Annotated in this window: 12 protein-coding genes; 5 read left to right on the top strand and 7 right to left on the bottom strand. The window is 63.5% G+C overall.

Annotated elements, in window-relative coordinates; translation table 11 throughout:
* Window positions 1–41 precede the first annotated feature (41 nt).
* Window positions 42–2,228: a YccS family putative transporter gene (gene yccS, locus KVO92_RS13040; protein ID WP_217476055.1), complete on the bottom strand. Its 2,187-nt coding sequence runs from the start codon at window positions 2,226–2,228 to the stop codon at window positions 42–44.
* Between the two features lie 189 nt (window positions 2,229–2,417).
* On the opposite strand from yccS, the gene KVO92_RS13045 reads away from it, so the two are divergent.
* On the top strand, window positions 2,418–3,896 hold the full coding sequence (locus KVO92_RS13045; RefSeq protein ID WP_217476056.1) for a PhoX family protein: 1,479 nt from the start codon (window positions 2,418–2,420) through the stop codon (window positions 3,894–3,896).
* 138 nt (window positions 3,897–4,034) lie between these two features.
* Here the strand turns inward: KVO92_RS13045 and dbpA are convergent, their stop codons facing one another.
* The gene (gene dbpA, locus KVO92_RS13050) at window positions 4,035–5,414 is read right to left on the bottom strand and encodes an ATP-dependent RNA helicase DbpA (protein ID WP_217476057.1); all 1,380 of its coding nucleotides are present in this window, start codon (window positions 5,412–5,414) and stop codon (window positions 4,035–4,037) included.
* A 145-nt stretch (window positions 5,415–5,559) separates the two neighbouring features.
* Between dbpA and KVO92_RS13055 the strand changes: the two genes are divergently transcribed.
* The 4 genes from KVO92_RS13055 (at window position 5,560) to KVO92_RS13070 (ending at window position 9,275) form a co-directional block, all read left to right on the top strand.
* On the top strand, window positions 5,560–6,072 hold the full coding sequence (locus KVO92_RS13055) for an ATP-dependent zinc protease (RefSeq protein ID WP_217476058.1): 513 nt from the start codon (window positions 5,560–5,562) through the stop codon (window positions 6,070–6,072).
* Between the two features lie 552 nt (window positions 6,073–6,624).
* Entirely contained in the window at window positions 6,625–6,888 is a 264-nt protein-coding gene (locus KVO92_RS13060; RefSeq protein ID WP_102836722.1) for a DUF4212 domain-containing protein, read from the top strand.
* Between the two features lie 5 nt (window positions 6,889–6,893).
* Window positions 6,894–8,663 carry a sodium:solute symporter family protein gene (locus KVO92_RS13065; RefSeq protein WP_217476059.1) on the top strand — a complete coding sequence of 590 codons (1,770 nt, stop codon included), beginning with the start codon at window positions 6,894–6,896 and terminating at the stop codon, window positions 8,661–8,663.
* A 90-nt stretch (window positions 8,664–8,753) separates the two neighbouring features.
* On the top strand, window positions 8,754–9,275 hold the full coding sequence (locus KVO92_RS13070) for a hypothetical protein (protein ID WP_217476060.1): 522 nt from the start codon (window positions 8,754–8,756) through the stop codon (window positions 9,273–9,275).
* 126 nt (window positions 9,276–9,401) lie between these two features.
* On the opposite strand, the gene KVO92_RS13075 is transcribed toward KVO92_RS13070, so the two are convergent.
* From KVO92_RS13075 to KVO92_RS13095, 5 genes are all read right to left on the bottom strand, one after another.
* On the bottom strand, window positions 9,402–9,599 hold the full coding sequence (locus KVO92_RS13075) for a hypothetical protein (RefSeq protein WP_217476061.1): 198 nt from the start codon (window positions 9,597–9,599) through the stop codon (window positions 9,402–9,404).
* Window positions 9,596–10,720 (bottom strand): PepSY-associated TM helix domain-containing protein, encoded by a 1,125-nt coding sequence (locus KVO92_RS13080; protein WP_217476062.1) that lies wholly within the window; start codon window positions 10,718–10,720, stop codon window positions 9,596–9,598. Before KVO92_RS13080 ends, KVO92_RS13075 begins: the two co-directional genes overlap by 4 nt.
* Window positions 10,720–13,146, bottom strand: a complete 2,427-nt coding sequence (locus KVO92_RS13085; protein WP_217476063.1) for a TonB-dependent receptor — start codon at window positions 13,144–13,146, stop codon at window positions 10,720–10,722. Before KVO92_RS13085 ends, KVO92_RS13080 begins: the two co-directional genes overlap by 1 nt.
* A 126-nt stretch (window positions 13,147–13,272) precedes the next feature.
* Entirely contained in the window at window positions 13,273–14,253 is a 981-nt protein-coding gene (locus KVO92_RS13090) for a FecR domain-containing protein (protein WP_217477247.1), read from the bottom strand.
* Window positions 14,254–14,255: 2 nt separating this feature from the next.
* Window positions 14,256–14,774, bottom strand: coding sequence for an RNA polymerase sigma factor (locus tag KVO92_RS13095; RefSeq protein WP_217476064.1), 519 nt, complete (start codon window positions 14,772–14,774; stop codon window positions 14,256–14,258).
* Window positions 14,775–14,833: the final 59 nt, after the last annotated feature.

The following is a 14,833-nucleotide window of genomic DNA, read 5'->3' on the forward strand; positions in this document are numbered from 1 at the left end:
GCGGCTGCAGCGCTGTTCGCAGCCATTGGGCGGCGCGCGGATTAGTTCGGCGGGGCGGGCAACTGGCGGATCAGGTGGCTGGCCATGCTGCGCAGCGGGGCCAGTTGACGGCAGATCAGCGCCAGCTGGGTCTGCACCAGGCGGTGAGCGTCGTCCATGTCTTCGGATGTCTGTTCCAATTGCTGGGCCAAGGCCTGTTCGTCTTCACTGTAGACGGCCACTGGCTGGCCGCGCTGCAGGGCCATCGCCAGTTCGTCGAGGCTGCTGGCCAATCGTTGTGCGGCATGCTCCAGCAGTTCATCGCGAGCATCGTCCGGCAGGCCCTCGCGGTGTGCGCCCAGGCCCGAGAGGTAGTTGAGCAAGGTGTGCGAGAGGATCAGGAAGCGAAAGCCGGTTTCGGCGTCCTTTCGAAAGTGACCGGGTTCGAGCAGCATGTTGGACAAGGTGGTCGACAGCGCGGCGTCGGCGTTGTGCGCGTTGCGCCGGGCCAGGCGGTAGGCGAGGTCGTCACGCTTGCCGCTTTCGTACTGGGCCATGATCTGGCGCAGATAGTCCGCGCTGCGGCTGAGGGTGTTGGCGACCATCAGGTTGAGGCGGCGGCCCTGCCAGTCCGGCAATACCAGGAAAACCGCGGCAGCGGCGATCAGGCTGCCGAGCAGGGTGTCGATCAGCCGCGGCCAGATCAGCCCGTAACCATCGCCGACCTGATTGAAACAGAACAGCACCAGCAGCGTGATCGCCGCGGTGGCCAGCGTGTAGCGGTTGCTGCGGGTGGCGAAGAAAGCCACGCCGGCGACCACCGCGAACAGCGCCTGGATCTGCTGGCTGGGAAACAGGTCGAACAGCGCCCAGCCGGCCACCAGGCCAAGCACGGTGCCGGTCACCCGCTGCACCAGCTTGATGCGTGTGGCGCCATAGTTCGGCTGGCAAACGAACACCGTGGTCAGCAGCACCCAGTAACCCTGTTCCGGATGGATCGCGTGTAGCACCGCGTAACCGCATACCAACGCCAGGCTCATGCGCAATGCGTGGCGGAACAGCAAGGAGGTCGGCGTCAGTTGCAGGCGGATGCGTGCGAGCGCGTCGCGGATCGACTGCGGGTCGCGGTCCAGCAAGCTGCTGTCCTGCTCGCCGGCCAGCGCATCCGGGTTGCTCGCGCTGGCGAGCTGGCGCTGCATGGTCGCCAGGTTGTTCGACAGCGCGCGTAGCGAGCGCAACAGTCCGCGCCAGGCAGGATTGCTCTGCAGACGCAGGTGCGCCAGCGACGACTCCAGGTCGGCCAGTGCCTGGGCGTTGTCGTCGTGGTAGCGAAACGGCTGGCGCAGCTGGATGGCACTGGCCAGCTCGGCGCAGGCGGTGCCCTGCAAACGCAGCAGCCGGGCGCAGCGAAACAGCACATCGCTGTGGAAGAACGCCTCGGCCAGTGCCTGGTAGGGGTAGTGCGAGGAGCTGACGCGCTCGTGCAGATCCTGAGCGAGGAAGTAGAGCTTGAGGTAGTGGCTGATCTTGGCGCCTGGCCGGCCATTGCCGAGGCGATGCAGCAAGGTTTCCTTGGTGGCGTTCAGGGCGCTGACCACGCGTCCGTTCTGCTGCGCCAGTTGCAGCCGACGGTCCTCCACATCGAGCTGGCGCACCGGCTCGAACAACGAGGCCTTGAGCTTGAAGTATCGCCCCAGCTCACGGTACAGCCTGGCCAGGCTCTGCTGCACCGGCTGGTGCGCGAACAGTGCATTCCAGAGCACTGACAGCAAGCCGTAGCAGGCCGCCCCGGCAAGTAGCAGCAGCGGGTCGCGCCAGGGTTGCACGGCGTCGGCGGCACGCTGGTCGGCGGCGATCATGCTGTAAATGGAGAGGATCAGCGTGGCCTGGGCGATCGCGGCGTAGCGCTCGCCCAGCGCGCCGAGCATGACCAGTGCAAACGCCGCCGCGGCCATGCCGGCAACGAACAGCAGGGGATAGGGAAACAGCAGTTGCACCGAAGCGGCGGCCACGCTGAAGCACAGCAGCGTGACCAGCAAAGCCGTGAGCCGGCCGAGCCAGCTGTCGTCTGTTTCCGCCAGAGCACTGGCGATCACGCCGAGGAACAACGGGATGGCCATCCTCGGCTCCCCGAGGTACCAGCTCAAGCCCATGCTGCCAGCCAGCGCGATCAGCACGCGCAGGCTGTAGCCGAATTTCTCCAGGGCCCAGAGGCGGCGCAGGGAATGGCTGAGCGAGGGTGAACGCATAGTAGGCTCGGACCTGGTGATTGAGGAGATTGGACGTGCGAGGCGGGCTGGCGTCACCGATCGCTTTTGCAAAGCTTATACCGACCTTCCGTCGCGTATTAGCGGAACGCCATCTCGTGGTCATCGTTCTGCCGTATTTGGCTGGCTTCATTCATGCGCCCCTCCCATTCCGATAACAGAGGACAACGCATGAACCGTGAACACGACGCCAGCCGCCGCAACCTGCTCAAAGGCGGTGCCATCGCCGCGGTGGTCGCCACCACCCCCTTTCTCGGCACGTTACAAGCGTTCGCGGCACGCAATGCCCAAGGACGTGGCGCCGGCCTGGTGCGCAGCAGCTACGGCCCATTGCGTCCGACCCGGGACTTGAGTACCGGGCTGGAACTGCTGCAACTGCCCGACGGTTTTCAGTACAAGAGTTTTTCCTGGACCGGTGACCTGATGGAAAACGGCCAGCCGGTACCCACGTCCCACGACGGCATGGGTGTCATCGATGTTCGGCGGGGGCCAAAGGGACCCGAGATCGTGCTGGTGCGCAATCACGAAGCCAGCACCGGCCCGCTGATCGAAGCCAGCGGCGTGTATGACGGCATCACGCTGTCCAATGGCCAGCGTCCGGCCGGTGGCACCACCAACCTGTACTTCTCCCGCGGCATCGATCAGCCGGTGCGTACCGTACCGAGCCTTGGCGGTACCCGCACCAACTGCGCCGGCGGTGTCACCCCATGGGGCACCTGGCTGTCGTGCGAAGAAACTACGGTCGATTACAGCAGTGTTGGCGGGCGCGCCCACGGTTACGTCTTCGAGGTGACTGCCGACCCGGCGCTGACCACCGGCCAGCCGATCGTGCAGATGGGCCGCTTCGCCCACGAAGCGGTCGCCGTCGACCCACGCAACAGCTACGTTTACCTGACCGAAGATGCGCGCAACCGCGCCGGCTACTATCGCTACATTCCCACCGATGCCAGCCAGCAGCCCGGTTCGCTGGCCGCTGGCGGTATCCTGCAGGCTGCGCGTGTGCGCAGCCGTGAGCTCGTCGACCTGCACGCGCCCAGCCAAGGCGACACCTATCAGCTGGACTGGGTGGAAGTGCCCAACCCGGATCTGGAGCCGCAGCCTGAAGGCAGCGGCCCGTTTGCCCAGTCCCGCCGCGCCGGTGGTCTGAGCATGAGCCGCGGCGAAGGCATCTGGTACAGCGAGGGCAAGCTCTACATCGTCGATACCAGTGCTGGCACCGACGCCCAGGGGCGCGCTGGCTACGGTCGCGGCGCGGTGTGGATGCACGACCTGGCGACGGACCGCCTCACTTGCCTCTTCGCCTCGACCGACGCCGAGATCGCCAACAACCCCGATAACATCACCGTCAGCCCACGCGGCGGTTTGCTGCTCTGTGAAGATGGCGGCGGTGTGCAGGACGACTACGGCTTTGGCGAGCGTCTGCTGGGGCTGACCACGGCGGGCGAGGCGTACATCTTCGCCAAGAACAACGTGGTGTTCGACGATATGCAGGCAGCGGCGGCTGGCAAGAAGGTCTCCGGTGGTGACTATCGCAACCGCGAGTTCTGCGGCGCCTGCTTCGACCCGAGCGGCCACTTCCTGTTCGTCAACGTCCAGACCCCCGGGATCACCTTCGCCATCTGGGGTCCTTGGGCGCGCGGGTCGTTGTAGGAGGCGGGAAGCGGCAAGCGGTAGGCTTGAGGGTGGTGTTGCGTTTCGCGTGTACCGGGTGCCGTGGATGGTGGATCGGTGAAGCGCGATCCACCCTACGTCAGCTTGAACCTTGGCTCGACAGTTTGGCCTCCAGCCTTATAGCTGCCTCACCTTCAGCGACCGACCCTTGATCTTGCCGGCGTTCAAGCGATTGAGCGCCTGCTTGGCGACGCTGCGCTCGACCGCGACGAACGCCTGGAAATCGAAGATCGCGATCTTGCCGACCTGCGTGCCCGGGATGCCCGCATCGCCGGTGAGCGCCCCCAGGATGTCGCCGGGGCGCAATTTCTCCTTGCGACCGGCACCAATGCAGAGCGTCACCATCGGCGGCTGCAGCGGTCCGCCCGGCTGAGCTTTCAGCTCGCCCAGCGGTTGCCAGTTCAGCGGTGCCTTTTGCCGATCCTCGATGGCCTGGGCGCGGTGGCCTTCGGCAGGCGCTACCAGGCTGACAGCGATGCCTTTCTTGCCAGCCCGACCGGTACGTCCGACGCGGTGAATGTGAATCTCCGAGTCCCGCGCCAGCTCGACGTTGATCACCATGTCCAGCGCGTCGATATCCAGCCCGCGCGCCGCGACATCGGTGGCGACCAGCACCGAGAGACTGCGGTTGGCGAACATGGCGAGCACCTGGTCGCGGTCACGCTGTTCCAGATCGCCGTTGAGCGCCATGGCCGAAATCCCCTTCGCGACGAGGGCGTCGACCAGCTCCTGGCATTGCTGCTTGGTGAAGCAGAAGGCCACGCAAGTCTCGGGTCGGAAGCTCGCCAGCACGCGAATGACCGCTTGCATGCGGTCCTGCGGGTCGATCTCGTAGAAGCGCTGCTCTATCTGCGTGTCATCGTGCAGGGCTTCGACCTTGACTTGCTGCGGGTCGCGCATGAAGGCCGATGCGAGTTGCTTGATCCCGGCCGGGTAGGTGGCAGAAAAGAGCAGGGTTTGCCGCTTGGCTGGGGTCTGGCCGATGATGTCGGCTATCGCATCGTAGAAGCCCATGTCGAGCATGCGGTCGGCTTCATCGAGCACCAGTGTCCGCAAGCCGTCGAGCTTGAGCGTGCCTTTGTTCAGATGCTCGAGCACGCGCCCGGGCGTGCCAACGATGACATGCGCACCGTGCTCCAGCGAGCCGATCTGCGGCCCGATGGACACGCCGCCGCACAGGGTGAGGATTTTGATGTTGTCGGCCGAACGCGCCAGCCGGCGCAGCTCCTTGGCGACCTGGTCGGCCAGCTCGCGAGTCGGGCACAGCACCAGTGCCTGGCACCCGAAATAACGAGGGTTGAGCGGCTCGAGCAGGGCGATACCGAAGGCTGCGGTCTTGCCGCTACCGGTCTTGGCCTGGGCGATAAGGTCCATGCCCTTGAGCATCACGGGCAGACTCTGGGCCTGGATCGGTGTCATCTCGGTGTAGCCGAGTGCGTCGAGGTTGGCCAGCGTCGCGGCGCTGAGGGGCAGGGTGGCGAAGGCTGAACTGGGCACGGTAGTGATCTGCAAGGTGAAGTGGCGGGCAGTCTAACAGGCCTGTGCGGTCGTCGCGTGGCAGCCGGCGAGCCGCGTTCTGGGCGGAACGGATAAAGACTGAGCGGGTCCCAAAGGAGTCAGTGGATACTCCCAGGAGGCTGTTTTGTCCCGCTTGTTGTTGCTGCTCAGTGCACTATCCCTTCCCGCCATCGCCGCAGAGCCGACGCTCTTCGGCCGCTATGAACAGATCAAGGTCGAAGATCTCGGCAAGACGCTCAAGGCCAAGATGGACACCGGCGCGATGACGGCTTCGCTGTCGGCTCGCGATATCGAGCGCTTCGAGCGTGACGGCGAGGAGTGGGTACGCTTCCGCCTGGCGGTCGAAGGGGCTGGCGACACCGTCTTTGAACGGCCGTTGGCTCGCGTGGCCGAGATCAAGACCCGTGCCGAAGAAGCGGACGACGATACCGATCTCGAGCGTGGCCCGGATGTCGCCGAGCGGCCGGTGGTGGAGATGCAGCTATGCATCGGTGACCAGTTGCATCAGGCCGAGGTGAACCTCACCGACCGCAGCCATTTCCGCTACCCGTTGCTGATCGGGGCGACGGCGATCCGCGACCTCGAGGCCGCCATCGACCCGGCGCAGAAGTACACGGCGGGACGTCCGGCCTGTTAAGGCGCCGCGAACCCAGCGCGGCAAGCAGCGCGCAATTGCGCCTCGGCTACACGAGAGCAGCGGAACCAGGCGTTCCGCTGTCCGCCGTGAACAGGCGATGCCGGTACCTATTGGCGCATCTACTACTGGTTATTTAAATAATGAATAACCTCAGTGCGGCAGTGGTTATATGACAGCCATATGTCGATCCCTAACGGGTTTGGCCAACTGATATATATCGGCCATTCAGGTCGGCTCGTTCAAGGGTTCATTCGAACGTGTTAATTGGGGTAGTTCGCCTTGTCGGTCATGTGCTTGTTCATTGACTTATAAGTCAGGTAACAGGCAGCGCTAGCGTGCCTTTAAACGAACACCGTGCCTTGGCCCGAGATGGGGCGAGCGGCGACATGCTGTATGGAAAGGGGGGCGATCAGGCGGACATCTGTTTGAAAGCGGACTGTCGCACAATGACAACCGTCAGACTAAAGTCGGGGCTATTCAGCGATAGGGCATCCTTGTAAATTCAGGCTGTGGTTCCCTTTACCCGTAAATAAAAATAAGACGGAGAACGTCATGGCCGACAGCGACAAAACAAATGCTGCTGCGTACTGGAAGGCGAATGTTCGCCTCATAACTTGGAGCCTGGTGGTATGGGCTCTTGTCTCTTATGGTTTTGCCATCCTGCTGCGACCCCTACTCGCCGGCATCCCGGTCGGGGGGACTGACCTGGGGTTCTGGTTCGCTCAACAGGGTTCCATCATCACGTTCATTTTGATCATCTTCCACTACGCGTGGCGGCTGAACAAACTGGACAAGGAATTCGGGGTTGAGGAGTAACCACAATGAGCCAATATTGGATCAACATGCTGTTCGTGGGCGCCTCGTTCCTGCTCTATATCGGGATCGCGGTCTGGGCTCGCGCCGGGTCAACTAAAGAGTTCTATGTCGCCGGCGGTGGTGTTCACCCCGTCACCAACGGCATGGCAACGGCAGCAGACTGGATGTCTGCGGCTTCCTTCATTTCCATGGCTGGCCTGATTGCCTCCGGCGGTTATGCCACCTCCGTCTACCTGATGGGCTGGACCGGTGGTTACGTGCTGCTGGCGATGTTGCTGGCGCCGTACTTGCGCAAATTCGGCAAGTTCACCGTACCGGACTTCATCGGTGATCGCTTCTACAGCCGTGGCGCGCGCCTGGTCGCTGTCGTCTGCCTCATCCTCATCTCCGTGACCTACGTGATCGGTCAGATGGCTGGTGCTGGTGTGGCGTTCTCTCGCTTCCTGGAAGTGAGCAACTCCGCCGGCATCTGGATCGCGGCTGCCATCGTGTTCGCCTACGCGGTGTTCGGCGGCATGAAGGGCATCACCTACACCCAGGTGGCGCAGTACGTGGTTCTGATCATCGCCTACACCATTCCGGCCGTGTTCATTGCCATGCAGCTGACGGGCAACCCGATCCCGATGTTCGGGATGTTCAGCACCCATACCGAATCCGGTATGCCGCTGCTCGACAAGTTGAACCAGGTGGTTACCGACCTTGGCTTCGCCGCCTACACCGCCGACGTCGACAACAAGCTGAACATGTTCCTGTTCACCCTGTCGCTGATGATCGGTACCGCCGGTCTGCCGCACGTGATCATCCGCTTCTTCACCGTACCGAAGGTGGCTGACGCCCGTTGGTCCGCGGGCTGGACGCTGGTCTTCATCGCGTTGCTGTACCTCACCGCACCCGCGGTTGCCTCCATGGCGCGCCTGAACCTGGTTCAAACCATCTATCCGGAAGGCCCGAAGGCCGAAGCGATCCGCTATGAAGATCGTCCGGAGTGGGTCCAGACCTGGGAGCAAACTGGCCTGATCAAGTGGGAAGACAAGAACGGCGACGGTCGTGTGCAGATGTACAACGACGCCAACGCCGCCTTCGCTCCGACCGCTACCGAGCGTGGCTGGAGCGGCAACGAGCTGACCGTGAACAATGACATCATCGTTCTGGCCAACCCGGAGATCGCCAATCTGCCCGCCTGGGTCATCGGTCTGATCGCTGCGGGTGCTATCGCTGCTGCGCTGTCGACTGCTGCGGGTCTGCTGCTGGCGATCTCCTCTGCCATCAGCCATGACCTGATCAAGACGCTGATCAATCCGAAAATCAGTGAGAAGAACGAGATGCTGGCCGCTCGCCTGTCCATGACGGCAGCGATTCTGCTGGCGACCTGGCTGGGCCTGAATCCTCCGGGCTTTGCGGCTCAGGTTGTGGCGCTGGCGTTCGGTCTTGCAGCCGCGAGTCTGTTCCCTGCGCTGATGATGGGTATCTTCTCCAAGCGTGTGAACAGCAAGGGTGCTGTAGCCGGCATGCTGGTGGGTGTGATTTCCACCGCCGTGTACATCTTCCTGTACCTGGGCTGGTTCTTCATTCCTGGCACTGCCAGCATTCCGAACACCCCTGATCAGTGGTGGATGGGCATCTCCCCGCAGGCCTTCGGTGCCGTGGGTGCGATGCTGAACTTCGGCGTGGCTTATGCCGTCTCGATGGCTACCGAGGCACCGCCGCAAGCCATTCAGGATTTGGTCGAGAGCGTTCGTACCCCCAAGGGTGCTGGTGCTGCGCTTGATCACTAACTGATAATGCGTCAACGGTCAGACCTGGTCTGACGATGAAGTAGAGTCGGGCTTCCATTTGGAAGCCCGATTTTTTTAAGGAAGCTGAATATGATCTGGCATCTCATCGCTGCAATAGTCGCCGCAGTCGCGGGTGCGGGGATCGCACTGCTGCTGCGCTCTCTGACTCGGAAGCGGTTGCCGAAGTGGATCATTCCGGTGTTCGCCGGTCTGGGTATGCTCAGCTACACCATCCATTACGAGTACACCTGGTTCGAAGCCAAACAGGCTCGCCTGCCGGACGGGACCGTGGTGGTTGCGAGCGAAGAGGGGCAAATGTTGTGGCGCCCCTGGACCATGCTGTACCCCATGCCTCTGAGCTACACGGTCCTCGATCGCGCCAATGCGCAAATCCAGGACACGGATCAGGGGCGCATCGCTCGCTTTGTACTGTATCGCTTCGATAAGCAGCACCTGCTCTCCACCGTGGCCAGCCAGCGCTATCAGCTGATCTGCACGGAGAAGGCCATGTTCAGGTTGAACGATGCAGGTCAGGCCAAAGCAGACAGCTTGACCGAGCTGGAGGCCGATTCGCCGTTGTTCCAACAGATCTGTGGTGCCGACTCGCGCTGAGCCAGTGGCATTGATCTGGCGCTAACGCAACGCGGCGCCCGCTCATGGGGGCGCGGCGCTGCGTTCAGGCGCCAGGGCAGGGCGGAGCGGGCGGCGAGTCGAGACTCGGAAATCTTGTTCCTTGATTCAAGGTTGCCCAGTCTGAGCGGGTGCTGCCGGTCGCCGGCGCAGCAGCGGCCAACTGCCGAGAACCGCTGGCAGGCCGAGGCCGAACCAGGCCATCACATCCCACCAGCCATCCCCCAGCAGCGCGGCGAAAAGGCCAGTGAGACCGAGTACAGCAAGCAGGCCCGGCAGCCTGAAGGTCGATTGGCGCCAGCTCATACGGCCACCTCGCGGCCTGTCGCCTGCGCACCGCGGCGGCGAACCCACCAGAGATACAGCCCGCTACCCAGCACGATGATGGTCAGCACGTCGAGCACGGCCCAGAGGATCTGCATCGGCCGGCCACCGTAGTCACCGAAATGCAGGGGTTGTGACAGGCCCAAGGCATCCATGTACCAAGGGCGATCGCCGACCGCAGTGACCTGCAGCGTCTGTGCATCGATCAGCACCGGGGTAAGCAGGTGCGAAGTCAGATGGCTGCTGCCATTCATGAACACGGTGTAGTGGTGCTCGCTGGAAAAGCGCGTCCCCGGGAAGGCGATGAAGTCCGGCTGCATACCCGGCGCTGCCTGGGCGGCGATCTCCAACAGATCGTTGGCCGGGGCGCGGGTCGTCAGGGGCGGCGCGTCACGGTAGGGCGCGAGCATCGTCGCCAGTGACTCAGCGCGCCATGCCTCGATCAGCAGGTCGGCACAGGCGCTGACCACGCCGGTAATGCCTACCACCAGGGCCCAGCTGAGTGTGACGATACCGATCAGGTTGTGCAGGTCCAGCCAGCGCGTCCGGCTGGAACGGTCATGGCGTACCTGAGCGAACTGCAGCCGACGCATGAACGGCGCATAAAGAACGACGCCGGAAATGATCGCCACGATAAACAGAAGGCCCATGAACGCCAGCAGAAGCTTGCCGGGCAAACCCGCGAACATGTCCACATGCATGCGCAGGAAGAACATCATCAGCCCGCCATTGGCCGCCGGCATTTCAACCGCTTCGCCGGTACGTGCATCGAGCATGAAGGTATAGGACGAGTTGGGCTCGGTGCCGGCCGTCGCCGCGGTAATCGCCACGACACCGTTGGGCTCGTCCGCTTCCCAGCCGAAATACTGCACGACCTCACCCGGGCGGTGCCGCTCGGCAGCGGTCACCAGCTGTTGCAGATCCAGATGTGGCGTTCCGGGCGCCATCTCACGCAGCTCCGGCGCATCGCCAAGCAGATGCTCCAGTTCGTGGTGAAAGATCAACGGCAGCCCGGTGATGGCGAGCATCAGCAGAAACAGGGTGCAGATCAGGCTGGTCCAGGTGTGGATGAAGGACCAGCGGCGAATGGTGGCGGCCCGCATCAGAACTCCAGCTGCGCCGATAGCTTGAGCGTGCGGGGTGCCCCAAGGTAATGGCTGCTCAGCCAATATTCTTCGTCGGTCAGGTTGCTGAGGTTGGCGCGCAAGGTCAGGGCTCGGTCATCTCCCAAGGGCATGCGATAGCGACCGCCCAGGTCGAACGTGGTGAACGAGGGGATGGTGTTGTCGTTGGCCTCGTCGGTGTACTGCTTGCCGGTATAGAAGGCGCCACCGGTGAGCGTCAGCCCCGGTACGCCGAATATCGCGTATTCGCCGTAGAGCTTGGCCAGGTGCCGCGCCACGTCGACCGGCCGGTTGCCGTCGTTGGCAGCATTCGCTGCTCCTTCCACGACCGGGTCGAGCAGGGTGACGCCGCCCACCAGTGTCAGCGCTGGGGTCACGTGGCCGGTGATGCCGAACTCCAGGCCCTTGTTGTGCTGCATGCCATCCTGGACGAAGAAATTGGCGGCGTTGGTGTAGGTGTTGGGCTTCTCGATGTCGAACAGCGCAACGGTGAACAGGGCTCCGCCGAGTTCGGCTTTCGCACCGATTTCGTACTGTTCGCTGACGATCGGCGCCAGCGCCTGCCCGGCGTTGTTCGTGCCACTCGGCGCTACGCCACCGGTCTGCAGGCCTTCGATGTAGGTTACGTAGGTGGTAAGCCACTCGACCGGCTTGTAGACGAGCGAGACGTTGGGCGAGGTTTCGGTTTCGCTGTAGTCCTCGATCGCCGGCGCACTGCCGAACGCGTCGACCCAGACGAAGTTGTCGTTGAAGGTCTTGATACGCGAGTGCGTCACGCCAAGGATCGTCGACCATTGCTCGTTGAAGGTGATGACGTCGCCGATCAGCACACTGTCGGCCTGGCTGCGGCTGGCCAGATGGTAGTCACCATCGCCGAGGTCGTAGGCTGGCTTGTCCACCTGCGGCCGCTCGCTGAAGGGCACCTCGGGCGTTACCGACACATATTGCGGGCCCGGGAATGGGATGTAGTCGGTGTTGTAGCGAACCCGGGCGATATTGCCCTGGTAACCGAAGGTCATCGCATGGCCGACACCCGCGGTGTCGAAAACCGCGTCGAGGAACAGGTTGCCCGAGGTCTCTTCGGTTTCGACCGGGGCGAAGGCGTAGAGCGGCTGGACGTACACCCCGGCCGAATTCACGGTCGGCCCCGTATAGGCGTATTCGGTGGTGTATTGGCTGTAGCCGAGCGCGCCGCGCAGGCTGAACACGTCGTCCAGGCGCCACTGGAAGCGGCTGCCGACGCGGTCGTGACGGCTGTCGTTGTAGGCCCAGCGCTGGCTATAGAGCTCGTCGTTCTCGAGATCTTCAGCATCGGGCCGGAATGCCTGATCGGCGAAGTACCAGTAGCTGGTAAGGCCCCGCGTCTCGCTCTGCTTGTGCGAGGCGTCGAACTGGATGAGCAGGTCGTCGCTGACGTTCCAGTCCAGCGCGAGGCTGGCCATGTGACGGCGTTCGACCTGTCCGTCGATGGCGGTTTCTCCGTCCTGCGCGAGCAGGTTGACGCGGTAGCCAAAGCGCCCTTCGCTGTCAATCGGCCCGCCGAAGTCGCCATGCAGGTACTGGTTCTCGCCGCCGGGGGTCCCGTAGGTCACGCTGTTGTAGCGCTCGGCAGTGGGTCGCTTGAGTACGTAGTTAACCAGTCCGCCGGGGCTGGCCGGCCCATAGAGGAAGCCGGACAGACCGCTGAGGATTTCCAGCCGCTCCATTTCCTCGATGAAGTTGCCGCCATCGTAGCTGTTGCTGAAGCGCAGGCCGTCATTGGCGATGCTCAGGTTGCCGACACCGCTGAATCCGCGAATGGCCACTGCGCTGGCATAGCCGGCGCTGGTTGGGGAGGTGAACTGGGTGGTGGGGCTGAGCTTGAAGATGTCGTCGCTGGAGGTGGCCTGGATGTTGTCCATCAGCTCGGAGGACATCACCGTCACCGAGTAGGGGGCATCCTGGAGCGCCATGCCGCCCAGCGCGCCTACGTTTCGCACGGTGCTGGCGCGGTAGCCGCTTGCTTCACCGCCGTCGGCCAGCGCCTCGGTTGCGGTCACGGTGACGTCCGGCAGTGCCATCGCGTTGGTTGCCGCCTGCTGCAAACTCAAGCTGCCCGAAGGCTCCTGACGAAGCTCCAGCCCGGTACCGCGCAGCGCTTCCTGCAGCGCACCCTGGCCATCGAAGCGGCCTTGGACCGGCTCGGCCATGCGGTCGCGGGTCAACGCCGGGTCGATGCTGAGCACCAGTCCCGCTTCGGCGGCGATACGGTTGAGGGTCGAGCCCAGCGGCGCGGCGGGCAGGGCATACTCGCGCACCTCGCCGACAGCCGCTTCGCCGTTTGGCGCCTGGGCCAATAGGGGCAGCGGTGCGACAGCAATGGCAACGGCCAGGAGGCTGGGGCGAAACAGTGAAAGCGATGGCATTTGTGAATAACTCCTGAATAGGAATATGTCTCAGTTATTCATCAGGCCGGATCAGAAATGAAAAGTGATAGGGGCAGCTGAAAATATTTTCATCGGGCCTGCAGCGTCGCTGTATGGGCGCCGCCGCTACTCGCCCGGTCGGCTGACGGGTTGCGCCGGCACCACCTTGACCCACCAGTCGGTGTGCCGCTCGATCTGCACCGGCAGGCTGGGTGGCAGCGCGGCCAGCGCGCGGTCAGTGTCGTGTAGCGGAAAGCTGCCACTGATGCGAAGGGACTCGAGGCTCGGATCGAGGCCGAGGTAGCCGTGACGGTACTCACCGAGTGTTGCCAGCAGATCGCCCAATGGCAGGTCTTCCACCACGAGCATGCCCCGGCTCCAGGCGTCTGCGGCGATCGGTGCTTCCTGAGTGTCGTCAAGATGGTCACGGTGCATCACCACCTGCTCGCCAGCCCGCACGGTACGACCAGCCTGGAGGCTGCCCGGAAGCGCGGCCACGGCGGATCGGAGCACGATCAGGCGGGTCGCATCCGCCTCTCGGCGAACGATGAATCGTGTGCCGAGCGCGCGTAGATCGCCTTGTTCGGTTTCGACGATAAAGGGTCTCGGGTCGTTGCCCGGTGCGGTTTCAACCAGCACCTCACCGCGGTGCAGAAACAGTCGGCGTTCCTGCTGATCGAAGCGAACATCCAGTGCGCTGCGGCTGTTCAGCTGGATATGGCTGTGGTCGGCCAGCGTGAGGCGCTGTTGCTCACCGCTGCCGGTGCGCTCATCGGCCAGCCACACTGGCAACGGCTGCGACTGCAGTGCCAGCCCGATCGCCACCGTGCCGAGCAAGGCCAATCCGAGAAAGGCGCGGCCGGAGGCACGCCGTCGCCGGGACGTCGCGCTGACCTGCAGCGCATGTCGCGCGCTGGGTGAGTTGATGCTGCCCAGTTGCTGGTCGATGCCGCCCAGTTGCGCCCAGGCTTTGGCATGCTCGGCGCTATCGCTCAGCCAGCGCTGGAGCTCGGCATCCACCTCTGGGCCTGCCGTTTCGTCACCGAGGCGCAGTTGCCAGGCAATGGCTTCGTCGAGCACACGGGCCGATACCGGTCGCTGGTCCATGTTCATGTGGGCTCGCCGTACACCGCGATGTAGCACTGGCGCAGCGCCTGAGCCAGATACTGACGCACGCGAGGGACCGAAACGCCGAGGCGCTGGGCGATCTCGCCATGCGTCATGCCATCCAGACGGTTATAGAAGAAGGCCGCCCGCGCATTCGCCGAGAGCTCGCCGAGCAGCGTGTTTACCTGACGCAGTGCTTCGATGACCTGAAGCTGCTCTTCGGCGCTGGGCTGCGTGTCTTCCGGTTGCAGCGCCAGTTCGTCGAGGTAGGCGCGCTCCAGTGCGCTGCGGCGGAAATGGTCGATCAGCAGGCCGCGGGCGATGGTCGCCAGCATGGCCCGCGGTTCGCGCACGGCATCCAGGTCAGTGCGTTTGAGCAAGCGCAGAAAGGTGTCCTGGCTCAAATCCTCGGCGCGGTGAGGGCAGGCCTGATAGCGCTGCAGCCAATTGAGCAGCCAGTCGCGATGATCGCGATACAGCGAACCTACTAAAAGTTGGTTGGACGACTCACCAGCCGACAAGGCGAACGCTCCAAGGCCGGAAAGGCCGCTAACGAGAACTATTCGCATTATCGCAAGTT

The organism is Stutzerimonas stutzeri, assembly GCF_019090095.1.
Taxonomy (GTDB): domain Bacteria; phylum Pseudomonadota; class Gammaproteobacteria; order Pseudomonadales; family Pseudomonadaceae; genus Stutzerimonas; species Stutzerimonas stutzeri_AN.